We start from the raw sequence: 25848 nt of genomic DNA, 5'->3' as shown, positions 1-25848 counted from the left end.
GCCGCGAAGGTGATGCATCGCCTTAACGCCTAAGGGCGCTTTTACTTGCGGGCTAGCAGCGGGGATATGGCCATGCTCAGCGCAAATAGCCCGCCTGCCATCGTTACAATGCTGGGGCCTGCTGGCGTGTCAAAGACGAAAGCCCCCCAAAGCCCGCCAAGCGCGGAAATGCTGCCTGCAAGGATCGCATAGGCTGCCATGGCTTCGGGCGTGCGCGAAAACGGGCGTGCCGTTGCAGCGGGAATGACCAGCATCGCCGCGATGAGCAAGGCACCCACAACTTTGATGGCCACAGCAACCGTAATGGCAAGGGCAAGGGTCAGCGCCAGCTGCTCGCGGCGCGGCGCGATCCCGCTGGCCGAAGCAAGGTCGGTCGATAGCGTTGATGTCAAAAGCGCCTGCCACCGCCATACCAGCAAGGCCATAACCATCGCTGCACCCGACCAGATCACCGCCAAATCGGTTTTGGTAACCGCTAGGATCTCTCCGAACAGGTACCCATCCAGATCAACCCGAATGCTGTCGATCAGCGAGACAGCCACCAACCCCAGCGCGAGGGCAGAGTGGGCCAGAACACCCAATAGGGCGTCCGAGCTGACCTGCTTTTCGGATAGGGCCGTGATGATCAGCGCCATGGCCAAGGCAATGCCCAAAACACCCGCAAAAACGGGCAGTTCAGTTGCCAGCGCCAATGCGACACCCAAAATCGCGGCGTGGCTGGTGGCATCCCCGAAATAGGCCATGCGGCGCCAAACCACAAAACACCCCAAAGGGGCAGCGGCCAAAGCTACGCCAAGACCCGCAAGCGCGGCCCTTACAATAAAGTCGTCGAGCATCAGGAGGCCTCTTTATGCGCGTGGTCGTGATCTGGGTGGTCGTGGTCATGATTGTGGTCATGTTCGTGGCGATACAGGGCCAGCGCCCCTTGGGTACCTGTACCAAAGAGGGCGCGGTATTCGGGTGCGTCCGCGACAACCTGAGGTGTGCCCTGACAACAGACATGACCGTTAAAGCAAAGCACACGATCCGAGGCGGCCATGACAACGTGTAGGTCGTGGCTCACCATGAGGACCGCGCAGCCGCGCGTTTGGCGCACAGATTCAATCTGGCGATAGAATTGGGCCGCTCCGGGTTGATCCAACCCTTGTGTGGCTTCATCCAGAATGAGGATATCAGGGGATTGTAGCAATGCGCGCGCCAGCAAAACCCGCTGAAACTGCCCCCCCGACAGTGCGCCAAGCTGGCGAGAGGCCAGTTCGGGCACGCCCGCATCTTCCAAAGCAACGCGCGCGGCTTCCTTGCTCACCCGTGAGGGCAAGTTCAAGAACCGTTTGACCGAAAGAGGAAGCGTAGCGTCGATGGAAAGGGACTGGGGCACATAGCCGATCTTTAGCCCCTCGGCACGGGTCACAATGCCTTTTGCGGGTTTCGCCGCGCCGATCAAGGCCCGCAGCAGAGAGGATTTACCAGACCCATTCGGCCCGACAATGGTAACGATTTCACCCCGATTGATTTCAATATTCACGTCGCGCAAAACAGTATTGCCGCCGTAAGCCAGCGTTAGGTCTTTGGTCTGGATCAGGCTCATTATGCCACGCCGTCCACGCAGTTTGAACACAGGCCTGTCGCCTCAACGACGGTGCGTTCAATCACAAATCCCGCCGCAAGGGCTGCTTCGCCAAGGCGCCCTTTGGCCGGCGCCGTTTCTGCTTCGGCGATGGTTTGGCACTTGCGGCAGATCAAAAACGCGGGCGCGTGATCATGTCCGGGATGCACACAGGCCGTATAGGCGTTCAGCGCCTCGATTTTATGGGCAAACCCAGCCTTCACCAAAAAGTCCAGCGCGCGGTAAGCGACAGGCGGCTGGGAGCCGAGCCCTTCTTGGGCCAGAATCGACAAAACATCATAGGCCCCCATGGCACGGTGGTCAGCCAGCAGGATTTCCAACGTGCGCCGGCGTACGGGCGTTAATCGCAAACCGTTCTCGGAGCAGTGTTTTTGTGCTTCGGCCAGCATGGTTGTCATGCAGTTATCATGGCTTTGGCATTGAAAGCCGATTGGATCAGACATTTAGCACCTGCATTCTTAAGGTGAAATTTAGTGATTGATATGTTATAACATACAAAGTAGCAAGTGCGACAAACATGAAACTAGGAGTCGCCATGCGCCGTTTACTGACCTCGTTAATTCTTCTTTCTAGCCCAGCCTTGGCAGATGATACACCCCGCGTCGTAACCGACATTGCGCCCATCCGCGCGCTGGTTGCGCAATTGATGGAAGGGGTCGGTGAGCCGGACCAGATCATCCCGACAGGCTCGGATCCCCACAGCTATGCGATGCGCCCCTCCGAGGCCCGCGCCCTGAGCAATGCTGATCTTGTTGTTTGGGTTGGCCCATCTTTGACCAATTGGCTCGAAGAGCCATTGGACACCTTGGGAAAAGACGCCCAGCAGGTGATCTTGATGGAGCAAGAGGGGATCGAAACCTTCGAGATGCGCGAAGCCGAAGAGCTGCTGGCGGCGAATAGTCACGATGACCATGACGGCCATGACGATCACGATGACCATGAGAAGCATGACGGCCATGACGATCACGATGATCATGAGAAGCATGACGACCACGATGACCACGATGATCATGACGATCACGAGAAGCACGACGATCATGATGGCCATGACGATCACGATGACCATGAGAAACATGACGACCACGAAGGTCATGATGATCACAAAGAGCATGATGACCACGAAGGTCATGACGATCATGCCGACGAAAAACACAGCGACGAACACGCCCACCACCACCACGATGGAGAGGATCCGCATGGCTGGCTGTCCCCCACAAACGCGGTTCTCTGGGGCGGTATTGTCGCTGGAAAATTGACCGAGCTTGATCCAGAAAACGCAGCGACCTATGCGGCAAACCTTGAAACCCTCGAGGGGGAATTAGCGGGCCTTAAAGAAGAGTTCACACCCGTGTTTGCCCCCTATAAAGACACGCCATTCATCGTGCTGCACGACGCGTTTCAGTACTTTGAACAAGCTTTTGATGTTCAGGCGCAGGCCTTTATCGTTCCCGGCGATGGTAGCTCACCTGGTCCTGCCAGCCTAAAGGCGCTGCGTGAGTTTTTGAAAGAAAACCCCGCCGAATGTGCCTTTATCGCGCCTCAGGAAAACGAAAAGCTGCTGCGTACCGCCATTCAGGGGCAGGGGACGCGGGTTGCTGTTCTGGATACCATGGGGGATGGCGAGAACCGCTATGGTGATTTCCTGCGCAAGTTCGCAACTGACATGGCGGATTGTTTTGCCGGTAAAGAGCAAGAGTAACAGCCTGCGCTTTTGTGCCGTCTAAAAAGAATAATGGCTCCGCTGATCTGCGGAGCCATTGATGTTGCTGAAAATGCTTTATGAAAATTCGTATCCGTTCAAAGTGGAACCGCTAGGGCGCCGGTCGTGATCTCAAACCCTGAATTCAGAAGGGCCTAAATACGGGGGCTATTTTGGCCCGATTCCGTCACAGGTTTATGACAGAAGGCCGAGGGGCGGTCTGTGGGGGCAAAAACTTTGGCTTTTCGAAAATAACTTAATCATCTTTTAACAAAAATGTTGGCGAACTGCCTTGAAGGCAAGCGTGCGCCAAGAAGCTGAACAAAGGATGATGATCTGCGTTCAGCCCCCCTTGAAGCTCCCCTTAAGCGAGACTAATCTTGTGCGAACGCTTGGGCGGGTATGGTCCCGTGCAACCCATTGAAGGCAGAGCATATGCAAGACCCCGTAGAGACATATATGAACCTTGTTCCTATGGTTGTGGAACAGACCAGCCGCGGAGAGCGCGCTTACGATATTTTCTCACGTTTGTTGAAAGAACGTATTATTTTCATCAACGGTCCGATCCACAGCGGGATGAGTCACCTTATCGTAGCCCAGTTGCTGCACCTTGAGGCGGAAAACCCCTCAAAAGAAATCAGCATGTACATCAACTCGCCCGGTGGTGAAGTATCCGCCGGCCTGTCGATCTATGACACCATGCAATACATCCGCCCCAAGGTTTCGACCCTGATTTGCGGCATGGCGGCCTCGATGGGGTCTGTCATTGCGGTGGGTGGTGAGAAGGGAATGCGCTTTGCGCTGCCGAACTCCGAAGTGATGGTTCACCAGCCATCTGGTGGCTCGCAAGGGATGGCATCAGATATCCTGATTTCGGCCCGTCATATCGAGCAAACCCGTGAACGGATGTACCAGCTTTATGTTAAACACTCGGGTCAGGATTATGAGACGGTCCAAAAAGCGATGGATCGTGACACATGGATGACGCCACAAGAGGCGAAAGAGTGGGGTCACATCGACGAGATCGTCGAAAGCCGTGGCAAACAAGATGATGACGATGCGCCTAAGGGCAAAAAGGGCAAGTAAGTCACAACAGGTCACACCTCGGTTTTCGCGATTGCAGGACCGGGGTGGCTGACTTAGACTTAATCCCAACTCACACCTTATCGCCTGCCTTTGGGCTGGCGTGATCAAGTTTAGACCTGAAAGGGCTCACATGGCCAATTCAAACTCCGGCGATAGCAAAAACACCCTGTACTGCAGCTTTTGCGGAAAAAGCCAGCATGAGGTGCGCAAGCTGATTGCAGGCCCAACCGTGTTCATCTGCGATGAATGTGTCGAACTGTGCATGGATATCATCCGTGAAGAGACGAAGGCATCAGGCCTAAAGGCTACGGATGGCGTTCCAACACCAAAAGACATCTGCGAAGTTTTGGATGACTATGTGATCGGTCAGGCAATGGCTAAACGTGTTTTGTCTGTCGCGGTTCACAACCATTACAAACGTCTGAACCACGCCCAAAAGGGTGGCGATATTGAATTGGCGAAATCCAACATCCTGCTGATGGGGCCAACAGGCTGTGGTAAGACGCTGCTTGCCCAGACGCTGGCACGGATTTTGGATGTGCCTTTCACCATGGCTGACGCAACCACATTGACCGAAGCGGGATATGTGGGCGAGGACGTTGAAAACATCATCCTCAAGCTGCTTCAAGCGTCGGAATATAACGTTGAACGCGCACAACGCGGCATCGTTTACATCGACGAAGTTGATAAGATCACCCGCAAATCCGAAAACCCGTCTATCACCCGCGATGTTTCGGGTGAGGGCGTTCAGCAGGCTCTGCTGAAGCTGATGGAAGGCACGGTTGCCTCGGTACCACCGCAGGGCGGGCGCAAGCACCCCCAGCAGGAATTCCTGCAGGTTGATACAACCAACATCCTGTTCATCTGTGGCGGTGCGTTTGCCGGTCTGGATAAAATCATCGCCGCGCGCGGCAAAGGTTCTGCAATGGGCTTTGGCGCGGATGTGCGCGATCAGGATGCCCGCGGCATTGGCGAAATCTTTACCGACCTTGAGCCCGAAGATCTGCTAAAGTTCGGCCTGATCCCTGAATTCGTTGGCCGTCTACCCGTTTTGGCAACGCTCGAAGATCTGGATGAGGACGCATTGGTCACCATTTTGTCCGAGCCAAAGAATGCTTTGGTCAAGCAATACCAGCGTCTGTTCGAGCTTGAAGATACGCAGCTGACCTTTACCGAGGATGCGCTGAAAGCCATCGCGAAACGCGCGATTGAGCGTAAAACCGGCGCGCGGGGCCTGCGTTCCATCCTCGAGGATATCCTGCTCGACACGATGTTCGAATTGCCGGGTATGGAGAGCGTGACAGAGGTTGTTGTGAACGAAGAGGCGGTGAATTCTGATTCCAAACCTCTGATGATCCACGCTGAGGCAGAAAAAGAGCCTGCAAACGCGGGCTGATTTTTGCAAAGATTTTTATATAAAGGGCAGGCCATTTTGGTCTGCCCTTTTTGCATTCAGGAGACGACATGAAACGCATTTCATCTGGTGGTGAGTTTGAAAAGAAGATCGGCTATTGCCGCGCTGTGGTCGCAGGGGGCTTTGTGCATGTCGCGGGGACTGTGGGGCAGGGCGACGATGTCGCGACGCAATGCCGTGACGCCCTGCGCATCATCAAGGACGCGCTGGAAAAGGCGGGCAGCAGCATGGAGAAAGTCGTACGCGTGACATACATGCTGCCCGACCGTTTCGAGTTTGAGCCCTGCCACGCTATTCTGGCCGAAACCTTTGGTGATCACCCGCCAGCGGCGACGATGATTGAATGCGGTCTGATTGATCCAAAATACCGCATTGAGATCGAAGTGACCGCATTGGCCTAAATGCTTCTGCGGAATGCGATATTGCTAACCGCCTTGACGGTTAGCGGGTGCCTCTTTGAGGATGAGAACCGGTTTGCCAGATCGATCTTTCCCGATCTGAGCTATGATGAGGTGCTGGCGTTCAAGCCTCGGTCGAAGCTCTCACATGGTTGTACCTATATTGTCTTGAGGCTGCCCTTAGGCGGGCCAAAGGCGCCGCCGACTGTCCAATTTCCCGACTTGTCATATTATGATGACCTTGTTCAGGCAGGGGTGTGGCTGCCAACTGGGGATACAGAGCAAATAAAACCTGCAAGCTTCCTTTGCCTGAATTCAGATCAATCGGAAAAGTTTGACGGAGCAGGGATCGCAGGGTTTGGAGATGAAATACTTCAGATCCTTAAGGGGGCTGACGCTTGGTTTGCGACTTACGGAGGTGTCGAGGGGCGAAAACTAGTGCTTTATGCGCCCGATGCACGGCTTGCCGTTTGGGTGCGGTTTGGCGACTAGGCAAGATACCCCCAATTTGCAGTTCTCATCACTGGACCTAAGTGCGTGAATGCGCCATATCAGAGGGAACTGAATAAGGAATTCTTTTATGGGACTCATCAACAGTTTGCTCAAAGCCTTCACGTGGTGGGACGGTCAGACGCTCAACACGCGGCTATTCACATGGCGCAAAGGCGAAAAAGTAGGCGAAGACCCTCAGGGCAACGTCTATTACCGCAATGCAGACGACAGCAAACGCTGGGTGATTTTCAACGGTGAAATCGAAGCAAGCCGTATTGATCCCGATTGGCACGGCTGGATCCACCGCACCTATGACGAGCCGCCAACAGATAAACCTTTGGTTCACAAAGAATGGGAAAAGCCGCATCAGGAAAACCTGACAGGCACAATGCTGGCCTATGCACCAGCAGGGTCCATTCGCCGTGAAAACCCAGCTGACCGCGGTGATTATGAGGCGTGGAGCCCCGAGTGATGCGCAAGCTAGCTTTGATTTTGGCGTTTTGCGCCTCTTCTGCTGCCGCGCAGCAGGCCAGCAAAGGGCAGGGTGCAATTTTGCGCGCGCTCGACAAAACGTCGGGCGCAACCGTTGATCTGTCGATTCCAAATGGGCAGGTTGCATCGCTTGGACGGTTACAGGTTGTTCTGCGCGAATGTCGTTACCCAAAAGGGAACCGTTCGGGTGATGCCTATGCGTCCTTGGAAATATCCGAGACAGGCCGCGCTGGTACTGTCTTCTCGGGGTGGATGGTGGCATCCGCACCTGCGTTGAACGCCATGGAACACCCGCGTTACGACATTTGGGTTATCCGCTGCATCACGTCCTGAGGCGTGGTGTGCAGGCCTGTTCCAAAGGCTGCGGGCTGATTTTTCGCCTCTGACAGCAGGGAATGATATTTATCGCGGCTGATCTCAATCGCGCCAAGAGAGGCGAGGTGATCTGTGATGAACTGCGTGTCAAACAGGGTGAACCCCCCGTCATTCAAATGTTGAACCAGACAGGCCAAGGCAATTTTCGAGGCATTTGTGCGCCGCGAAAACATGCTTTCCCCAAAGAAAGCCCCACCAAGGACAACGCCATATACGCCGCCGACCAGAGTTTGCCCGTCCCAAACCTCTAATGAATGGGCCTGTCCAAGGTTAAATAACATGCCGTAAAGCTTGCGGATTTCCGCGTTGATCCACGTATCTTCGCGATCAGCACAGCCATCCAAAACACCGTCAAAGTCGCGATCAACGGTCACCGTCCACGCGCTGCGCCGCATCGCACGGCGCAGGGAGCGGGAAATGTGGAAGCTGTCGAGGGGCAGGATGCCGCGCCTGCGCGGATCGACCCAGAAAACCTCTGGGTCGTCGCGTGATTCACTCATCGGGAAGATGCCGACGCTATAGCCGTGTAGCAAAAGCTCCGGTGTTAGCGTGGTCATCGGCCTTAGGCATCCCCAAAGGTAGTTTCCAGCCACTGTTCTAGCCAGTGGATGTTATAGCCACCAGAATGGATGTCTTTTTCCTGCAATAGCGCATGGAACAGGGGCACAGTGGTATCAACACCATCGACAATCAGCTCACCCAAGGCGCGGTTAAGGCGCGCCAAGGCTTCGGAGCGATCGCGGCCATGCACGATCAGTTTGCCGATCAGGCTGTCATAGTAAGGTGGGATCGAATAGCCGTCATAAAGCGCACTATCCATCCGCACACCCAACCCACCCGGCGCGTGATACTGGGTGATTTTACCAGGGCAGGGGGCAAAATTGGGCAGTTTTTCTGCGTTGATACGCACTTCAATCGCGTGGCCGTTGATGTCTAGATCATCTTGGGTAAAGGACATTTCCCGCCCTTCAGCCACGCGGATCTGTTCACGGACCAGATCAACGCCAAAGATGGCTTCGGTTACAGGGTGTTCTACCTGCAAGCGTGTGTTCATCTCGATGAAATAGAACTCGCCATTCTCGTAGAGGAACTCGATCGTGCCAGCACCGATGTAGTTGATGTTGGCCACCGCATCGGCACAGACCTTACCGATATGCGCGCGTTCTTCTGCTGTGATCGTCGGGCCGGGTGCTTCTTCGAATACCTTTTGGTGGCGGCGCTGTAGGGAACAGTCGCGTTCACCCAAATGCACAGCCTTGCCCTTACCATCGCCAAACACCTGAATTTCGATGTGGCGTGGCGTGGTCAGGTATTTTTCGATATAGACTTCGTCGTTGCCAAAGTTGGATTTACCTTCGGCACGGGCCGTTTGATAGGCTTTTTCCATGTCATCGGCGGTTTGGGCAACTTTCATGCCTTTCCCACCACCACCAGCGGTGGCTTTGATGATCACGGGATAACCGATCTCTTCGCCGATGCGCTGAGCATCTTCAAGGGTGGCAACACCGCCGTCAGACCCTGGAACACAGGGGACACCCAGTGCTTTCATGGTGTCTTTGGCCGTGATTTTATCGCCCATGACGCGGATGTGTTCCGCTGTGGGGCCGATAAACGTGAGGCCGTGATCTTCGATCACTTGAACAAAACCTGCGTTTTCCGACAAAAAGCCATAACCGGGGTGGATCGCCTCGGCGCCGGTGATTTCACAGGCTGCGATGATCGCTGGGATCGACAGATAGGATTGTTGGGACGAGGGCGGCCCAATGCAGACGCTTTCATCGGCCATACGCACATGCATGGCGTCGCTATCCGCAGTTGAATGCACAGCAACGGATGCGATGCCCATTTCACGCGCGGCGCGGATGACGCGCAGGGCGATCTCTCCGCGGTTGGCGATTAGGATTTTATTGAACATGGGTGATCCGCCTTATCCAAGGATCACAAGCGGCGCGCCAAACTCGACGGCGGCGCCGTCTTCGACCAAAATCCGCTTTACGGTACCCGCGCGCGGCGCTGGGATGTGGTTCATGGTTTTCATGGCTTCGACGATCATCAATGTATCGCCTTCGGAAACCTGAGAGCCCACAGAAATGAACGCAGGCGCACCTGGTTCTGGGGCTGTATAAACGGTGCCAACCATGGGCGAGCTCACTGCGCCTGGGTCGGTTGAGGGGTCTGCGCTGACGGCTGCTGGGGCTTCTGGAGCGGCAGCAGGTGCAGGGGCGGCAGCGATAGGTGCCGCGGCAGCCTGAACAGTTTGAGGGGCCATAATCTGCTGTGGAGGCTTGCGAGAGACGCGCACATTCAGGCTGTCGTCTTCGGCGTAATCGCGTTTAACCTGCAGTTCTGTAAGGTCATTTTCGTTCAGCAGTTCTGCCAAAGCGCGGATAAATGCGACGTCACCGTCATGTGTATTTTTTGTCATGTCGTTCCTCGACCGTTGCGAAGGGGGGCATTTCCATCATGCCGTTTGCAGGGCTTATATGGCATGGATAGGAGCATGGAAAGACGCGACTTTACCCGCGGTCATGCCCAACAAGGCCCGAGATGAAAATCAGAGGATGGTTGATGCAACGCGTGTGACCCGCGCCGAGCAATCCTGCGTAGTATTTAGCACTTGGGAAATATGGGGGTAGGGAGGCTTCACAAAACCGTGATCGGGGTCGCGCAGATGCCGGAAACAGAGTGTGGTTCCGTCTGTCTGAACCTTACCGTGCGCTTCAATTGGCCCAACCAGATGCATCCGGTTGGATGAGCTGCCCAAGCCCGACAATAAAGAGCTTTGCGCAAAATCTTTGGGCATAGAAAAGGGGGCAGATATTGCCCCCTGATCAAATCGCGTTAACCAACAATAAGGATATCGTCCAACAGGCCAAAGGCATCAGGGGACAGATCGGCCAGTGTCACATTGTTCACTGTCAGAACCGACCCGTGATCCAAAGGCCCCTCAGAGGCTAGGTTGTAAAGGGCGCTTAGGTTGATGACGGCATCGCCACCGGTGAAGGCGGTGTTGTCGATAACATCGTCATAAGCGATAGCCCCGCCAAAGGGCAGGAGGATATCAATCCGGTCGCCTGCGCCAAAGTCGGTGATTTCGTCGCGGCCGCTATTGCCCGCAAAAACAAAGACATCTGCGCCAGCGCCACCTTCCAACAGATCACGTCCCGCGCCGCCATCAAGAGTGTCATCCCCTTGGTTCCCGAAAAGGCGGTCATTGCCGGATTGGCCTGCGATATAGTCTTCGCCGTTGCCACCATAGGCCTGATCATTGCCTTGGCCTGCAAAGACGACATCATCGTCATTGCCGCCAAAAATCCGGTCGTTGTTGTTTCCGCCGTCGATCGTATCTGCGCCACTGCCGCCGGTGATCTTGTCGTTTCCGGCCCCGCCAAAGATCAGGTCGTCACCGCCATTGCCATTCAGCTGGTCTTTGCCGCCTTCGCCGGAAAGCGTGTCATTGCCCGTGCCGCCGTGGAATTTGTCGATCGCATTGCCACCAAGGAGTTCATCGTTGCCACTGCCACCAAGAACGTTACCAGCCGTCCCGCCAGAAGAGCTGAAGCCCTCAAATTCGAGGCTGAACAGATCTGTTACCGAATAGTGGTCATCGCCAGCACCAAGGTTAACATCCTTCAAAGTCCCAAGGTTCAAAACCGTGTCATTTCCCTGACCCATAAAGACGGTGCCAGTGATGGTGCCGATCGTGCTGCCGCCATCAATGCCGCCGATGCTTTGGTTTACCAAACGATCATTGCCAGAGCCCATTTCGACAGGTCCTTGGATGAGACCGCTGTTGAACAGGCTGTCCCAACCATTCCCGAAACGAACCTGTCCAGCGACCAGCCCATCGTTGAAAAAGTTACGCCCGCCGTTGCCGAGCAAATCAACAGCATAGGGGCTGCCTGCGGTTTTGGTAATCACGCCAGACAGCGTGTTTGTCAGCTCAATCCCAACATCCGAGTTCGCCTGAACAGGGCCAGAGATAAGACCGCTGTTAGTGACATACCCCCCAAATTCCGCAAAATCGAACCCCATCAGGGTTTCTCCAGCGAGGTTTTCACCCGTAAATGAATTGGTCTCAACGTTAAATGTAATAGGCATAAGTTCTTCCCCAAGAAATTCTCTGACACATTTACGCCTTATTTATTGAGCGACATAGAAAATTCGATTCTTTGTTTCGCGGTTCGGGACAAAGAGCGGCAGAGGCTAAGGACTATGAGAGCTTTGCAAATAAAAAGCCCCGCAAACTGCGAGGCTTTCCATATTTTGTCTTTTGAAATCGAATCAGATGGCGAGGTATTCCGCGCGCAGCTCTTCGTTTTCCAGAACCTCTTGGGCGCTACCGTCAAAGACGACCCCGCCTGTATCAAGGATAACAGCGCGATCAGCCAATTGTAGGGCGCGAACGGCGTTCTGTTCAACAAGGATGGTTGTGATGCCTTGTTCCTTAATGATGCTCAGGGTCTTTTCGATTTCGTCAACGATGACGGGGGCCAGACCTTCGTAGGGCTCATCCAGCAGCAACACTTTGATGTCGCGGCACAGGGCGCGGGCAATGGCCAGCATCTGCTGTTCACCACCTGAAAGCGTGATGCCTTCCTGCTTTTTGCGCTCGCCCAAGCGGGGGAACAATTCATACACGCGCTCTAGCGACCAGCCCAAAGGCGGGGCGATTTGCGCCAGCTTGAGGTTTTCCTCAACCGTGAGGCCCGCGATGATGCGACGATCTTCGGGTACCAGCGCAAGGCCGGCGGCAGAAGCTTCGTAGCTTTTCATCTTGTGAAGCGGCTGGTGGTCTAGCCAAACTTCACCGTGGGTGAGCTGTGGATCACCGATCTGTGCGATTGTGCGCAGTGTCGATGTTTTGCCCGCGCCGTTACGGCCCAAAAGCGCGAGGATCTCGCCCTCATGTACGTTAAAGCTGACGCCTTGAACGATGTAGCTTTCGCCGTAAGACGCATGGATGTCCCAAACCGACAGAAAGGCAGGAGCCGTGCTGGCGTGGTTGGCGTTTTTATTTCGTGTCTCGGTCATATCTATGTCCTTTAGATGGGGGAGGGGCAGGGCGCGTTAAACGGCCTGAGTCTCGCCCAGATAGGCTTCTTTAACTTTCGGATGGCCCTTGATGTTATCAGGGGTGTCTTCAACCAGTGGCGTACCTTGTGCCAACACGGTGATCCGTTCAGCCAGAGAGAAGACAACGTGCATATCATGCTCGATGATGGCGATTGTGATGTCGCGCTCTTCTTTAATCTGCTTGAGCAGGTCGATTGTGTTGTTGGTGTCGGCGCGCGCCATACCCGCAGTCGGCTCATCCAGCAGCAGCAGGCGTGGCTCTTGTGACAGGCACATCGCGATTTCAAGGCGGCGTTTGTCCCCCCGTGACATCGACGACGAATGCATGTCGCGTTTGTCATAGAGGTTCATGTCTTCGAGCATGGCTTTCGCCTTCTCATAGACGTCCTTTTCGCTTTCGACACTGCCGATGGCATGCATGCTATAGGCGCCGTCGCGTTTGGCAAAGCAAGGGATCAACATGTTTTCCATGACGCTCAGATCTCCAAAGATCTCTGGTGTTTGGAAAACGCGGGAAATACCCATCTGGTTGATCTCGAACGGTTTGCGACCCAGAACAGATTGCCCGTCGAACATGACAGAGCCCGTATCAGGGATCAGTTTGCCCACGAGGCAGTTGAGAAGGGTAGATTTACCCGCCCCGTTTGGCCCGATGATCGCGTGAACCGTGTTCTCTGCCACGCTGAGGTTTACATTCCCCAGCGCTTGCAGACCGCCGAAGCGTTTGTTGACATTTTTGACTTCAAGAATACCCATGTCGTGCGCTCCTTATTCAGCAGGTGTTGTGTTGCCGTCAGGCGATTTCGGTTCGGCGGACTTGCGGCGGAACATCTTACCGACGCGCTGACCACCCTCAACCAGACCACCAGGCAGGAAGATAACCACCAGCATGAAGACCAGACCAAGCGTCAGGTGCCAGCCTTTGCCCACGAAGGGGTAAACCAGCGCGACGAACAGGTCTTCGATACCATCGGGCATAAAGGCAAACCACTGTTCCAGAACCGTTTTGTTGATCTTGGATACGATGTTTTCCATGTATTTGATGATACCAGCACCCAGTACCGGACCAATCAATGTACCCGCACCGCCAAGGATGGTCATAACAACAACCTCACCAGAAGCCGTCCAGAACATACGCTCGGCGCCAACTTGGGTATCCATTGCAACCAACAGACCGCCAGCCAGACCAGCATACATGCCCGAGATCACAAACGCGGCCAATGTGTAGGGGCGTGAGTTAAGGCCAGTATAGTTCATACGCTGCTGGTTGGATTTAACCGCACGCAACATCATACCAAAAGGAGAGCGGAAGATGCGGATCGACAGGTAGAAGGACAGCAACATAACGATCGCCGCGATGTAGTACCCTGCGTTAAAGGTAAACACCCAGTCACCGATGTTCAGCTCCGAGCTTGCCTTCATGTCCAGACCGAACAGGTTGGCACGTGGGGACTGTCCATCAACCAAGGCACCATCAAGGACGCGTGGATCAGACAGCTTGGGCTGGAGGCCCGTTTCGCCGCCTGTGATCGGTGTCAGAACCGAGTAGGCCAAAGCATATGACATTTGCGCAAAGGCCAGTGTCAGGATCGAGAAGTAGATGCCCGAGCGGCGCAAGGAAATCCAGCCAACCAGAAGAGAGAAGACACCTGCAACGATAACCGAAATGATGATCGCTGGAATGACGTTCATCGTCAGCAGCTTCATCATCCAGATCGCAGCGTATGATCCCACACCCAAAAAGGCAGCGTGTCCAAAGCTGAGGTAGCCGGTAAGGCCAAACAGGATGTTAAAGCCGATGGCAAAGATACCAAAGATCACCAGACGTTGCATCAAATCGGGGTAACCCGCGTTGAACTGCGCCATAGCAGAACCTTCAGGGAAGGGGTTTAGAATGAAAGGGGCTAGCAAGCTCAGGATGGCGACAATCACCAACAGACCTGCATCGCGTTTTGTAAGTCCTAGCATGGTTTTAGTCCTCCATCACGCCGGCACGGCCCATCAGGCCACGGGGGCGCGTCAACAAAATGATGATCGCTACAAGGTAGATGATAATTTGGTTGATGCCCGGAATGATCTCCAGAACACCGGCCATTGAGGCAAAGCTTTCCACGACGCCCAGCAGGAAACCCGCCAGAACAGCACCCGGAAGCGAGCCCATACCGCCCACAACAACCACAACAAAGCTAAGCACAAGGAAGTCCATGCCCATGTTGTAGTTCGGCGAGTTGATCGGCGCGTACATCGCACCAGCAACACCCGTAACCGCAGCAGCAAGACCAAACATAAAGGTAAAGCGTTTGTCGATGTTGATGCCCAGCAAACCAACCGTTTCACGATCTGCCATACCCGCGCGAACAACCATACCAAAGGTGGTGAACTGCAAGAAGGCAAAGACGGCACCAATAACAACCGCAGCAAAGCAGAAGTAGATCAGACGCCAGTAAGGGTAGATGATGGTGTTCGGATCAAACCCAAGCATCGCGCCAAAGTCGAAAGACCCAGCAAAAGCAGCAGGTGCTGGCGATGGGTAGGGGTTTGCGCCGTAGAAATATTTGATCAATTCACCCAGAACAATCGCCAGACCAAAGGTCACAAGGATCTGGTCCGCGTGGGGGCGGTTGTAGAAGTGTTTGATCAGGCCACGCTCCATGATGAAGCCAATGGCGATCATCACTGGAATGGCGAAAAGGACGGAGAGGGGAACAGCCCAGTCGATCATCCAAGCACCCGTAGATTCGCCAAACCATTGCTGCACGTACAGCACGTCGTCGAATTTCGGATTGCCAAGGAAGTCAGTGCCGGAAGGCTCTGTCGCCTTATGGCTCAGGGTCAGGAGACCGCGAAATGTCACGGCGCAGAAGGCGCCGATCATGAACAAAGCACCGTGGGCGAAGTTAACCACCCCCAAGGTGCCGAAGATGAGCGTCAAACCAAGGGCAATCAGCGCATACGCCGAACCCTTGTCGAGGCCGTTTAAAATTTGAAGAAGGATTGCATCCATGGTCTGTCCCATCTGTCACAGGTGCCACACGCCCACCGAATAGAAGAGGGGCGTCTTGCGGATTTGCAGGCTATTTTTGAGTGGTGATACGAGGTGCAGGGCAGGCGCATAGCCCGCCCTGCAAAAGCGATAAGCTATTATGCGCCTGGGTTACATGTACCCAAGGAACCGCCAGCCATCTGTGGGTGATCTACCGCATACATGACCTGCTCTGCAGGTGTCACTTCTACGATTTCAACCAAGTCGTACTGGTTTTCTGGGTTCTCTTTACCCTTCACAACCAGAACGTCTTTGAAGCACTGGTGATCTTCGGCACGGTACAATGTTGGGCCGTTGCCCAGACCGTCGAATTCAAACCCTTCCATGGCTTCGCCAACGGAACATGGGTTGAAGGATTTGCCACGTGTTACAGCATCAGCATACAGCAGTGTCTGAACGTAGCATGTGTGCGCCGCCTGAGACGGTGGGAAGCCGTACTTTGTACCGAACGACTTAACAAAGGCGTTTGTACCAGCGTAACGGGAGCCCAGTTTATCTTCCAGCGACCAGTCCCAGTTCTGGGAGCCGATGATGCCTTTGATGTTGGCACCCGCACCACGAGCCATCAGCTCGGAGTAAAGTGGAACAACGATTTCGAACTGTTTGCCGTTAACGGATTGATCACGCAGGCCGAACTGAACAGCGTTGGTCAGAGAGTTGATCATGTTACCACCGTAGTGGTTCAGAACAAGCACGTCCGCGCCGGACTGGATCACAGGAGCGATGTAGGAAGAGAAGTCGGTGGATGTCAGCGGTGTTTTCACAGCGTTAACAGTTTCCCAACCCAGTGCCTCAGTAGAGGAGCGAACCGCTTCTTCTGTGGTGTAACCCCAGTTGTAGTCCGCTGTCAGGTGATATGCCTTACGGTCTTTGCCATATTCGTTGGCAAGGATTGGCGCCAGAGCCGCACCAGACATGTAGGAGTTAAAGAAGTGACGGAAGCCGTTGGCTTTCTTATCTTTACCCGTTGTGTCGTTGGAGTGTGTCAGGCCAGCCATGAAGATAACGCCTGCCTCTTGGCAAAGCGCCTGAACAGCAACCGCAACACCGGAGGAGGAACCACCGGAAATCATTACCGCGCCGTCTTTTTCGATCATGGACTTCGCAGAAGCACGTGCCGCGTCAGATTTTGTCTGCGTGTCACCTGTTACGAAGTTAACTTTTTTACCCAAGATGCCGGTACCGTCCAGCGCTTTGGAAGAGAAGGTCTGCAGCATGCCGCCGTCGCCTTCGCCGTTGAGGTGCTCAACAGCCAGCTCGAATGCGCGCAGCTCGTCCGCGCCCTCATCCGCATATGGACCAGACTGTGGAACGTTAAAGCCCAGCGTTACGGTGTCGCCGGTTGGTGCGTTGGTAAAGCCGCTGTGGCCGTCCGCGCGCAGATATGTAGGCAGTGCAAGACCAGCACCGGCAGCTGCACCGGCTTGGATCAGACCACGACGTGTCGGATTAAAGATTGACATTGATGTCCTCCCGAAAGTTTTCAAACAGCGACCGCTTCCTCTTGATGGGCGTTGGTGCTGGCACGGAATTCGTGCAAATCCAGTATCGGTTTGGGATTGGCGTCTCGCAACAAGGCCCTTGATGGGCGCGATTTATTTGTAAATAAGTAAACAGGCAAATTGTAATACCTGTAAATTAACTGATGTTGCAGCGCAGAAAGCCTCTGAAAACGGGCGATAATACTTTGGGAGGAAAATATGGACCGAGAAAGCCTAACAGGCAGCCGCATCCGTGAAAGAAGGGTGATGCAGGGGGTCAAGCAGGCTGACCTTGCCCGCGAAATAGGCATTTCGGCCAGCTATCTGAATTTGATCGAACACAACCGGCGCAGAATCGGTGGGAAGCTTTTGCTAGATATCGCCGCTGCTTTACAGGTCGAACCTCAGGCCCTCACCGATGGTGCCGAGGCCGCTCTTTTGGGCGCTTTGGGCGAGGCCGCGCAGGCGGCAAACCTATCGGCTGAGGATGCTGGCCTTGCGGATGCTTTTGCGGGGCGCTTTCCTGGCTGGGCCGAGGCCTTGGCCGCCAGTCAGCGCCGCGTTGCTGCGTTAGAGCGCACAGTTGAGACCCTGAGTGATCGCATTGCCCATGACCCACATCTGGCGGATTCGATGCATGAATTGCTGACAACGGCCGCCGCTGTGCGCTCGACAGCTGAAATTCTGGCAGATGAAAACGGGCTGGAGCCCGAATGGCAGGACCGCTTTCACGCAAATTTGGATGCGGATAGCCACCGTTTGGCGCAAAGTGCGCAATCCTTGGTGGGGTATCTAGAGCAAACCAATGGCCCAACCGCTTCCAGCCATTCCCCTCAGGAAGAGGTGGAACTGTTTCTTGAAGCGCGAAATTTCAGGTTTGAAGAACTGGAAAACGGCAATGAGGGGGTATCGGCCGAAGGGTATATCCTTCGAGAAGGGGGCGCTCTTTCTGAGGCGGCGCGTTTTATTTTAAAGGGGGTGATTGAACAGCTGCAAATTGACGCAAAAGCCATTCCCCTAGGCGCGCTGGAAAAGGCGTTAACCCATCAAGACCTCGATCCCGTTGCCTTGGCGCGCAGTTTTGGTGTGCCTGTGGTCTTGATGCTTCGCCGATTGGCCATTGTCCCGTCCTTAAATGCCGGTTTGGTTGTGTGCGACCGCTCGGGGACGGTTATCTTTCGCAAATCAACCGATGGTTTTTCTGTCCCTAGGTTTGATAGCTGTTGCCCGCTTTGGCCGTTATTTGCGGCGCTGGGGTCTTCGGGCACGGTATTGCGCGAACGGGTCGGGCAGCTAGGCCGTGGACAGGTTCAATTTGATGCCTATGCCACAACCGAACTGGCCTCGGCCTCGGCCTATAATATCCCTGCGCCCGCACGCGGGGTTATGTTGTTGCTACCTGTTCCTGCAGGGGATTCTACTGTTAAATCACGCTCGGTCGGGGCGACCTGTCGCATTTGCCAACATGATAACTGCCGAGCCCGTCGAGAGCCTTCGATAATGAAATTGCTATAGTTGTTACAATTCGACCTTTGATTTTGACTCGCCCTTCAGATGTGTGCATCCTAGGCGGTAGGTTGCAGGTGTAGAAACTGATGTCAGATCAGAACCGCGTTTGCGCCGATTGGGAGGAGCTAGCATGAGCAAGCATGTGGTGTTGGTGGAGGATGAGACCAACATAGCAGAAGCGATCCGGTTTTTACTGGGTCGTGACGGCTGGCGTGTTGAAACGCTGGCCAATGGCGGTAACGCGACCGAAGTCATACGTGGCGCAATGCCTGATCTGGTCATGCTGGATGTCATGTTGCCGGGTAAAACCGGATTCGAAATCCTTGCTGAATTGCGAGGGGATGAGGATTTGGCCGATCTACCTGTCTTGATGTTGACAGCACGGGGGCAGACGCGCGACCGCGAGATGGCGTTGCAGGCAGGCGTGAGCCGTTTCATGACCAAACCGTTTTCGAACGAGGAAATGCTAACAGCTGTACGTGAATTGACGGCGGGCCGCGTTAACTGATGCCCGAAATGCGGCTGTTTTTAGAGAGACGAAGCTATCGCCGCCGCCGGATGATGGATGCCGTCCGTGTCCTGCCGCTTCTTTGTACCTTGTTGTGGTTGCTTGTGCCAACCATGTGGCCCAACGACCCCGCTGACGGGGCACAAACGCCGCTCTCGACCGCTGTTTGGTATCTTTTTATTGTCTGGCTGATTGCGATTCTGGCCAGCTTGGCCTTGTGGCTCCGCATTCGGACACATGACGAAACCGACGGAGCCGCCCCGCAAGAGCCGCGTATCTAATGGTAACCCTCAACCAACTTATCGCCGTTAGCCTTGTCTATGTTGCGGGGCTGTTTTTTGTGGCCTTTCTGGCCGAGCGGATGGCCCTGCGCGGAAAAGCGGGATGGCTGTTGCGCTCGCCATTGGTTTATACGCTGTCTTTGTCGATCTATTGTACAGCTTGGACGTTTTACGGCGCGGTTGGCTATGCTGCGCGATCGGGGTTAGAGTTTATTACCATCTATCTGGGGCCGTCGCTGGTGATGATCGGCTGGTGGTGGATGCTGCGCCGTTTGGTGCGGATTGGCCGCGCGCAACGTGCGACATCGGTTGCGGATTTGATTTCGGCGCGTTTTGGTAAATCGAACCTTTTGGCGGTTATGATCACGGCCATGGCCGTTGTTGGGGTGACGCCCTATATTGCCCTTCAGTTACAATCAGTTACCCTATCGGTGTCGATCTTTGCGGCGCTGGATTTGGGCGAAATCGCAGGGGCAGAGCAGACAAAGAATGCAGCCTTTTGGGTCGCTGCGGGGCTGGCCATTTTTACCTTGTTGTTTGGCACGCGAAATCTGAACGCAAATGAACGCCACCACGGTGTGGTCATTGCGGTGGCGGTGGAGGCTGTCGTCAAATTGCTGGCGTTATTGGCTGTTGGTGCTTTTGTCGTTTGGGGCGTGGCGGGGGGCGTGTCGGATACGGTTGCGCGGATTGACGCTTCGCCCATCGGAACATGGCAAACGAGTGGGTCGCGTTGGAGCACGTTGATCTTGCTCTCTGCGTCGGCTTTTGTTTGTTTGCCGCGTATGTTTCAGGTGATGGTTGTTGAAAACGACGACGAGCGGCACCTGCAAATCGCCAGTTGGGCTTTCCCTCTTTACCTGTTGGCGATCAGTTTGTTTGTGGTGCCGATCGCTGTGATCGGTCTGGAACTGATGCCACAAGACGCCAATCCGGATCTATATGTTCTGACTGTGCCCCTTAGTCAGGGGCAAAACGGGTTGGCTATGCTGGCGTTCTTGGGGGGGTTCTCTTCTGCGACGTCGATGGTGATCGTGGCGACACTGGCGCTGAGCACAATGATGTCGAACCACATTGTAATGCCTTTGTGGCTGAAACTAAGCCCGATAGGGGTGCAGCAATCTGGCGATGTGCGCAGCGTTGTTATCCGCGCGCGTCGTCTGTCGATTATTTTGATTATCTCGCTTGGATACCTCTATTACCGCGGGTCTGGTGGCTCTGGCGCATTGGCCGCGATTGGCCTGATTTCTTTTGGCGGCGTGGCGCAGTTTTTGCCTGCGTTGCTTGGAGGGATTTTCTGGCGCGGGGCCACGCGCACAGGCGCGGTGAGCGGATTGGCCATTGGTTTTTTTGTTTGGATGTACACGATGTTACTTCCCAGCTTTGGGCCTGATGGTGTTCTTCCTGCATCTGTTTTTGAGACGGGGCCATGGGGGCTGTCGCTGCTGCGCCCCGAGGCATTGTTCGGGATCACCGGTTTGGACCCGACCGTTCATGCGGTTTGGTGGAGCCTGTCGCTGAACACGTTGTTTTTCTTTACGGTTTCCATTTTCAGCTTCCCAACCCCGTTGGAGCGTTTGCAGGGCGCACAATTTGTAAACGTGTTCGAACGCTCCTCTCGATCAGCACGGGGATGGAGTGCGAGCGAAGGCGGAGCCGAGGACCTGATGATCATGTCGCAACGAATTTTGGGGGCAAAAGAGGCGCAGTCGTTTTTCGCCAGTCAGGCTTTGGCGCAGGGGCGCGTGGGGATGCCGCCTGCGCCCACGGCCGAATTTGTTCAGGAACTAGAGCGCGAGCTGGCCGCCTCTGTGGGGGCTGCCACTGCGAACGCGATGATCGGCCAAATCATTGGCGGCCAAGCGATATCGGTTGAAGACCTTTTGGCTGTTGCTGATGAATCGGCGCAGATTCTGGAGTATTCCAGCCAGCTTGAGGTGAAATCGCGTCAGCTAACGGAAACAGCACGTGAGCTAAGCCGCGCAAATGAGAAACTGACACAGCTTTCCTTGCAAAAGGACAGTTTCCTTAGCCAGATCAGCCATGAATTACGAACGCCGATGACGTCCATCCGCTCGTTTTCCGAAATCCTGCGAGATATCGAAGGGTTAAGCGAGACCGAAAAGACCCGCTATGCGTCAATCATTCACTCCGAAGCCATTCGCCTGACGCGTTTGCTGGATGATTTGCTGGATCTCTCCGTCCTTGAAAACGGTCAGGTGTCGCTAAACCGTAAGACGGTAAACCTGCATGAGGTAATTGAGCAGGCCGTGACCACCTCTTTGGCGAGTTCGCCGCGTAAGTTGGATGTCCGCCGCCGCATGCGTCATGAGGACGTGGAATTGTTTACAGATGGTGATCGTCTGGCGCAGGTGTTTATCAATCTTGTGACAAATGCGATTAAATATTGCGATGCGGCAGCACCCTGCCTCACGATTTCGGTGCGCAGAGAAAGTGAAATTTGTGTTATTTCCTTTGCGGATAACGGCAGCGGCATCCCTGCGGATGCAGAAGCGCTAGTTTTTGAAAAATTCGCGCGATTGGGCAGCGGTGAAGGCGATGGTGCTGGCCTAGGATTGGCGATTTGTCGCGAAATTATGCTGCGCCTTGGCGGGGATATCAATTATGTGCCCGACCACACTGGCGGGCGGTTTGAGGTTCGCCTGAACAGCAATGTTTCTTACAAGTAAATGCTAACGGGCTGGCTGCTATAAAGGCGCTGGTAACCATTCTAGCTTAGCAAAAGGTCAAAGGCGGGGGTAAGCCGTCTGATTGGTCTACCCACTTGGTTGGTGGGGGCAGGCCTGTGACTAGAGGTAAAGGAACGCGGCGAGGATGAGTACGGAGCAAATGACATCGCTGGTACACCGTAAGGCGCGCACGGGGCGTGAAATACAGGCCGCGCGGTCCATGTCATTGGCGCGTGCGCTGCGGGTCACAGCCGCAAAGCAGGCAGATAGGCAAATGGGCCTAGCGGCGAGTGCGATTGGCGTGACACGCGAAACCGTCGGAGCCGAAGACATATCCGATTGTCTAAAGGATGATTGGCTGGTTCTATTGATGGATGGTGAAGGCGGGCAAGTTGGCGCGGTTTTGTTTGACCCATCCTGTGTTACGGGGCTGATCCAGCAGCAAACGATGGGTAAGGTTATCAAGGCCGCAGAGGAGGAAGAGGCCCGTCGGCATACGGCAACCGATGCGGCGTTATGCGCCCCTTTGGCTGAAGCTCTGTTGCGGAATGCAGCGGGGTTACCAGATGACCAAGAGGATTGTGAGCTGCTGGCGGGGTATCGTTTTGGCGTTTGGGCACAAGAAGTGCGTCAGGCGACGATGGCTTTGGAGGCGCCCAGCTTTGAAGTGGTGGAAATGGTTCTTGATCTTGCTGCGGGGGCGCGAACCGGCAAGGTAACGTTGATTCTGCCCGAGCCATTGCGCGCGCCGATCCCGCAAATAGATGAAGTCGAAGCCGTTGACGACGAAATTCCTGAGGTTGGCCAGACGCTTGTGGACAATACCATGGCCCTCCACGCGGATTTAACGGTCGCCCTGGCGCGGTTAAGCTACTCTATTCAGCAAGTGAGCGGGTTTAAGGTGGGCGATGTTTTAGACCTCAATATATCAACCATGACGCAGGCCCTTGTGATTGATGCAAATGGCAGGGCCATTTGTCGCGGCACGTTGGGGCAGGTTGATGGGGTGAGGGCTGTTCAGGTTCAGCATCAAAAAGGAATGCGAGATGCCGAGCCGCGCAGGCGCGCATCTGATCGGGAAGATTTGGACCTTCCTGATGTTACAGCGCCCCAACCCAGCCAACAGCCGCCACCGGTCCAAGAGGATCGAAGGGCACCGCCGGAGGTGGAAAGCCTGCCTGCGGCCTCAGACATCGATATTTTTGGAGATATCAAGGACCTCCCAGAGATGCCCGATATGGAGGAGGCCGCTCAGGCCGCCGATGATCTGGTTCGTGACTGGGGGGCAGAGGGGGCCGAAAACGAGGTCTCATAAGGTAAACAAGCGGCGCTTTGGGCACCGCTTGATCAAGTTTTTGTCCGCAGGATCAGGAAGATTGCTGTTCCAGATAAGGGCGGATGTTTTCGAGATCATAACCCGCCGCATGAGTTGCAGCGAGGATATCATCAGCAGATTGCTTTCCAGCTTGCCCAAGCGCCCAAGCAATGGAAGAACGGGTTCCGGATGCGCAATAGGCAAGGGTAACGCCATCCTGTTCAGCCCCAATGGAGCGGTTATGCGCGACAACCTCTTCGTTCATGGTTGCATGGGTCAGGGGCTGAACTGCAAATTCCAACCCTGCCTCTAGTGCTGCAGCTTGCATGGCCGCAGCAGAGAGGGTTGGTGGTACTTCTTCGTCCGGACGGTTGCACAGGATGCGGGTGATACCCGCTTCCTTTAGGGCAGCCATCTGATCTGGCGAAATTTGCGGTGCGACGAAATAGCGGGGGGTGATCTGTCTGATATCCATCCAAGCTAATTACTCTGCTGGAACGGATCTGTCCACCAAGGCGATGACGCGGGGGGCAAACCACATGCCGGCAACCATTGCAGCAAAGAAGATAATGCCCGATGCGCCACCATAGCTAAGCGAGGCGAGAGCAGGCCCAGGGCAGAGACCAACCAGCCCCCAACCAATGCCAAACATAACCGCGCCGCTAACCAGACGGGGATCAAGCTTTTGTTCCGGCTGGGATGGGAAGGTTCCCCCCACCAACGGGGTGCGGCCCCGTGTAGCGGCCCATGCGATGGCCATCGGGAGGATCGCGCCGCCCATGACAAACATGAGCGTGGGATCCCATGCACCAAACAGGTCTAGGAAACCCATAACTTTCTGCGTGTCTGTCATCCCTGACAGGTGCAGGCCAAGGCCAAACAGGCCGCCTGATATCATTGCAAGGATCAAACGCATTAGAACATCCCCCGAAGAACTGTAACGCTGATCACACCAGCGGCAATGTAGATACATGTTGCGACCATGCCGCGCAGGCTCAGGCGAGATATCCCGCAAACCCCGTGACCCGATGTACAGCCGTTTCCGACGCGGGTTCCAAGGCCAACCAAAAGGCCAGCGATAACCAACAAGAACCCGTTATCTGTCGCGTGGGTTTCTACCTGACTACCTGCCATGAACAGCAGGGCAGGCACGATGATCAGCCCCGCCAAAAAGGCCAGCCGCTCGGCCGCGGCATTACGTGCCGTGCCATCCACAAGCCCGCCCAAGATGCCGCTGGCACCCATGATACGTCCATTCCCAAGCAGATATACTGCACCGGCCGAGCCAATCAGCGCGCCGCCGATCAAGCCCCAAATCCAATCTATTGGCATTTTGTCATTCCTGTTTCGTAGGTTTTGAAAAAGTGAGCACCGCGATAGCCATTTTCAAGCGGTCACTGAGTGAGTGGAAGTAGGAAGGGGGGCTGATCGATCGGTCGTATCGGCGCGCGTGGGTTCGATAGCCCTAGGGAGGCCCCACAACTGCTCAAAGCCGAGCGGCATTTTTGTTAAAGGGGCCAAGCGCCCAGATCGAGACATTACACATTCCTATTTCGATATGTGTAACGTAGTGTTCTGGTTTTACATTGGCAAGTGGCGCAAAAACGCCTGTTTCAGGCGAGGAAAATACCCATAATAACCATCATCAATCCAATGACAGACAAAAAGAGCGCACCAAGGTTCAGCGGCACAACTTTTTTCAGCTCTTCGCGCATTTCGCTATCGTCCATTCCAGAGCGCTTTGCGCGGCTGACGCGGATGATGCAATAGACCAGCCCCAAAAGGCCCAGAAGGGAAAGCGCGGTGCCCACCCATACGATAATGTCAAAGACTGAAGAAGATGTTTGTTCCATACCCCCGCAAATAGGATAAACCGCGCCGTTCAGCAAGTGTACCTTGCAGGGGCGTTGGGGGCAGGGTAGCTAGACCTTTCAAACAACCGTTCCCGAGCAGTAAAAGGAGCCAACATGAGCGATTTCAGCACAAACCCAGCGCCCGCCGAGGATGCAGGCGATGCATCTTACCGCGTCACCGCAAACGAGCTTCGTCAGTTCGTGGAGCGGATCGAGCGTCTGGATGCCGAAAAGAAAGACCTCGCCGAGCAACAAAAAGAAGTGATGGCCGAGGCAAAATCGCGCGGCTATGACGTAAAGGTTCTGCGCAAAGTGATCGCACTTCGCAAACGTGAACCGGATGATATCGCCGAAGAAGAGGCGGTATTGGACATGTATAAAGAAGCGCTTGGCATGTAGCCAATGCGTTTTGCTGTTTGGATAGGGTGAAACGGTGCTTGCACGCAGCGCGCCCCCCAAATAGAAGAACACAAATTTTTCTGCCCGCGCGGAGTGGCGCGGCCAAACGC

The 25848-nt window shown here is 54.9% G+C and carries 28 protein-coding genes; 12 read left to right on the top strand and 16 right to left on the bottom strand.

Annotated features, from left to right (window positions below; all coding sequences use genetic code 11):
- Window positions 1-41: 41 nt before the first annotated feature.
- From Z948_RS0101890 to Z948_RS0101880, 3 genes are read right to left on the bottom strand one after another with little or no spacing between them, the layout of a single operon-like run.
- On the bottom strand, window positions 42-836 hold the full coding sequence (locus Z948_RS0101890; protein WP_025057885.1) for a metal ABC transporter permease: 795 nt from the start codon (window positions 834-836) through the stop codon (window positions 42-44).
- Window positions 836-1588 carry a metal ABC transporter ATP-binding protein gene (locus Z948_RS0101885; RefSeq protein WP_025057884.1) on the bottom strand — a complete coding sequence of 251 codons (753 nt, stop codon included), beginning with the start codon at window positions 1586-1588 and terminating at the stop codon, window positions 836-838. Before Z948_RS0101885 ends, Z948_RS0101890 begins: the two co-directional genes overlap by 1 nt.
- The gene (locus Z948_RS0101880; protein WP_025057883.1) at window positions 1588-2070 is read right to left on the bottom strand and encodes a Fur family transcriptional regulator; all 483 of its coding nucleotides are present in this window, start codon (window positions 2068-2070) and stop codon (window positions 1588-1590) included. The genes Z948_RS0101885 and Z948_RS0101880 overlap by 1 nt, the downstream gene beginning before the upstream one ends.
- 74 nt (window positions 2071-2144) lie before the next feature.
- On the opposite strand from Z948_RS0101880, the gene Z948_RS0101875 reads away from it, so the two are divergent.
- The 6 genes from Z948_RS0101875 to Z948_RS0101845 all read left to right on the top strand — a co-directional run bounded on the left by Z948_RS0101875 (window position 2145) and on the right by Z948_RS0101845 (window position 7541).
- Complete coding sequence (locus Z948_RS0101875) at window positions 2145-3326, top strand: zinc ABC transporter substrate-binding protein (RefSeq protein ID WP_081784016.1); 1182 nt, start codon at window positions 2145-2147, stop codon at window positions 3324-3326.
- Between the two features lie 435 nt (window positions 3327-3761).
- The gene (locus Z948_RS0101870) at window positions 3762-4412 is read left to right on the top strand and encodes an ATP-dependent Clp protease proteolytic subunit (protein ID WP_025057881.1); all 651 of its coding nucleotides are present in this window, start codon (window positions 3762-3764) and stop codon (window positions 4410-4412) included.
- Between the two features lie 130 nt (window positions 4413-4542).
- A complete protein-coding gene (gene clpX / locus Z948_RS0101865; RefSeq protein WP_025057880.1) occupies window positions 4543-5808 on the top strand; it encodes an ATP-dependent Clp protease ATP-binding subunit ClpX in 1266 nt (421 codons plus the stop codon).
- Window positions 5809-5876: 68 nt separating this feature from the next.
- A complete protein-coding gene (locus tag Z948_RS0101860; protein ID WP_025057879.1) occupies window positions 5877-6227 on the top strand; it encodes a RidA family protein in 351 nt (116 codons plus the stop codon).
- A 577-nt stretch (window positions 6228-6804) separates the two neighbouring features.
- Window positions 6805-7188 carry an NADH:ubiquinone oxidoreductase subunit NDUFA12 gene (locus Z948_RS0101850; RefSeq protein WP_025057877.1) on the top strand — a complete coding sequence of 128 codons (384 nt, stop codon included), beginning with the start codon at window positions 6805-6807 and terminating at the stop codon, window positions 7186-7188.
- A complete protein-coding gene (locus Z948_RS0101845) occupies window positions 7188-7541 on the top strand; it encodes a DUF2155 domain-containing protein (protein WP_156023492.1) in 354 nt (117 codons plus the stop codon). Before Z948_RS0101850 ends, Z948_RS0101845 begins: the two co-directional genes overlap by 1 nt.
- Here the strand turns inward: Z948_RS0101845 and aat are convergent.
- From aat to Z948_RS0101795, 9 genes are all read right to left on the bottom strand, one after another.
- Window positions 7505-8140 (bottom strand): leucyl/phenylalanyl-tRNA--protein transferase, encoded by a 636-nt coding sequence (gene aat / locus Z948_RS0101840; RefSeq protein ID WP_025057875.1) that lies wholly within the window; start codon window positions 8138-8140, stop codon window positions 7505-7507. The genes Z948_RS0101845 and aat overlap by 37 nt on opposite strands.
- A gap of 5 nt (window positions 8141-8145) precedes the next feature.
- Complete coding sequence (gene accC / locus Z948_RS0101835) at window positions 8146-9498, bottom strand: acetyl-CoA carboxylase biotin carboxylase subunit (protein WP_025057874.1); 1353 nt, start codon at window positions 9496-9498, stop codon at window positions 8146-8148.
- A 12-nt stretch (window positions 9499-9510) separates the two neighbouring features.
- The gene (accB, locus tag Z948_RS0101830) at window positions 9511-10008 is read right to left on the bottom strand and encodes an acetyl-CoA carboxylase biotin carboxyl carrier protein (RefSeq protein ID WP_025057873.1); all 498 of its coding nucleotides are present in this window, start codon (window positions 10006-10008) and stop codon (window positions 9511-9513) included.
- A gap of 416 nt (window positions 10009-10424) precedes the next feature.
- Window positions 10425-11684, bottom strand: coding sequence for a calcium-binding protein (locus Z948_RS19250; RefSeq protein WP_025057871.1), 1260 nt, complete (start codon window positions 11682-11684; stop codon window positions 10425-10427).
- 183 nt (window positions 11685-11867) lie between these two features.
- Window positions 11868-12617, bottom strand: a complete 750-nt coding sequence (locus tag Z948_RS0101815) for an ABC transporter ATP-binding protein (RefSeq protein WP_037951733.1) — start codon at window positions 12615-12617, stop codon at window positions 11868-11870.
- Between the two features lie 36 nt (window positions 12618-12653).
- Window positions 12654-13415, bottom strand: coding sequence for an ABC transporter ATP-binding protein (locus Z948_RS0101810; protein ID WP_025057869.1), 762 nt, complete (start codon window positions 13413-13415; stop codon window positions 12654-12656).
- 12 nt (window positions 13416-13427) lie between these two features.
- Window positions 13428-14627, bottom strand: a complete 1200-nt coding sequence (locus Z948_RS0101805) for a branched-chain amino acid ABC transporter permease (RefSeq protein ID WP_025057868.1) — start codon at window positions 14625-14627, stop codon at window positions 13428-13430.
- A gap of 4 nt (window positions 14628-14631) precedes the next feature.
- Window positions 14632-15663 carry a branched-chain amino acid ABC transporter permease gene (locus Z948_RS0101800; protein ID WP_025057867.1) on the bottom strand — a complete coding sequence of 344 codons (1032 nt, stop codon included), beginning with the start codon at window positions 15661-15663 and terminating at the stop codon, window positions 14632-14634.
- Window positions 15664-15800: 137 nt separating this feature from the next.
- Complete coding sequence (locus Z948_RS0101795) at window positions 15801-17165, bottom strand: substrate-binding protein (RefSeq protein ID WP_025057866.1); 1365 nt, start codon at window positions 17163-17165, stop codon at window positions 15801-15803.
- A gap of 237 nt (window positions 17166-17402) precedes the next feature.
- Here Z948_RS0101795 and Z948_RS0101790 point away from each other — a divergent pair, with 237 nt between their 5' ends.
- From Z948_RS0101790 to Z948_RS0101770, 5 genes are all read left to right on the top strand, one after another.
- Window positions 17403-18698 carry a helix-turn-helix domain-containing protein gene (locus tag Z948_RS0101790; protein WP_025057865.1) on the top strand — a complete coding sequence of 432 codons (1296 nt, stop codon included), beginning with the start codon at window positions 17403-17405 and terminating at the stop codon, window positions 18696-18698.
- Between the two features lie 124 nt (window positions 18699-18822).
- Complete coding sequence (locus Z948_RS0101785; protein WP_025057864.1) at window positions 18823-19200, top strand: response regulator transcription factor; 378 nt, start codon at window positions 18823-18825, stop codon at window positions 19198-19200.
- Window positions 19201-19208: 8 nt separating this feature from the next.
- Window positions 19209-19481, top strand: a complete 273-nt coding sequence (locus Z948_RS0101780; protein WP_245604536.1) for a hypothetical protein — start codon at window positions 19209-19211, stop codon at window positions 19479-19481.
- Window positions 19481-22171: an ATP-binding protein gene (locus Z948_RS0101775; RefSeq protein ID WP_025057862.1), complete on the top strand. Its 2691-nt coding sequence runs from the start codon at window positions 19481-19483 to the stop codon at window positions 22169-22171. Before Z948_RS0101780 ends, Z948_RS0101775 begins: the two co-directional genes overlap by 1 nt.
- Before the next feature lie 145 nt (window positions 22172-22316).
- The gene (locus Z948_RS0101770) at window positions 22317-23486 is read left to right on the top strand and encodes a FliM/FliN family flagellar motor switch protein (RefSeq protein ID WP_081784015.1); all 1170 of its coding nucleotides are present in this window, start codon (window positions 22317-22319) and stop codon (window positions 23484-23486) included.
- A 52-nt stretch (window positions 23487-23538) separates the two neighbouring features.
- On the opposite strand, the gene Z948_RS0101765 is transcribed toward Z948_RS0101770, so the two are convergent.
- The 4 genes from Z948_RS0101765 to Z948_RS0101750 all read right to left on the bottom strand — a co-directional run bounded on the left by Z948_RS0101765 (window position 23539) and on the right by Z948_RS0101750 (window position 25339).
- A complete protein-coding gene (locus Z948_RS0101765) occupies window positions 23539-23961 on the bottom strand; it encodes a protein tyrosine phosphatase family protein (RefSeq protein ID WP_025057860.1) in 423 nt (140 codons plus the stop codon).
- A gap of 9 nt (window positions 23962-23970) precedes the next feature.
- On the bottom strand, window positions 23971-24402 hold the full coding sequence (locus Z948_RS0101760; protein ID WP_025057859.1) for a DUF6691 family protein: 432 nt from the start codon (window positions 24400-24402) through the stop codon (window positions 23971-23973).
- The gene (locus Z948_RS0101755; protein ID WP_025057858.1) at window positions 24402-24818 is read right to left on the bottom strand and encodes a YeeE/YedE family protein; all 417 of its coding nucleotides are present in this window, start codon (window positions 24816-24818) and stop codon (window positions 24402-24404) included. The genes Z948_RS0101760 and Z948_RS0101755 overlap by 1 nt, the downstream gene beginning before the upstream one ends.
- 281 nt (window positions 24819-25099) lie before the next feature.
- Complete coding sequence (locus Z948_RS0101750; RefSeq protein ID WP_025057857.1) at window positions 25100-25339, bottom strand: hypothetical protein; 240 nt, start codon at window positions 25337-25339, stop codon at window positions 25100-25102.
- 114 nt (window positions 25340-25453) lie between these two features.
- On the opposite strand from Z948_RS0101750, the gene Z948_RS0101745 reads away from it, so the two are divergent.
- Window positions 25454-25738 carry a DUF2312 domain-containing protein gene (locus Z948_RS0101745; protein ID WP_025057856.1) on the top strand — a complete coding sequence of 95 codons (285 nt, stop codon included), beginning with the start codon at window positions 25454-25456 and terminating at the stop codon, window positions 25736-25738.
- Window positions 25739-25848: the final 110 nt, after the last annotated feature.

The organism is Sulfitobacter donghicola DSW-25 = KCTC 12864 = JCM 14565, assembly GCF_000622405.1.
Classification (GTDB): Bacteria; Pseudomonadota; Alphaproteobacteria; order Rhodobacterales; family Rhodobacteraceae; genus Sulfitobacter; species Sulfitobacter donghicola.
The sequence above is the reverse complement of the archived record's forward strand: the minus strand, read 5'-3'. Positions and strand labels throughout refer to the sequence as shown.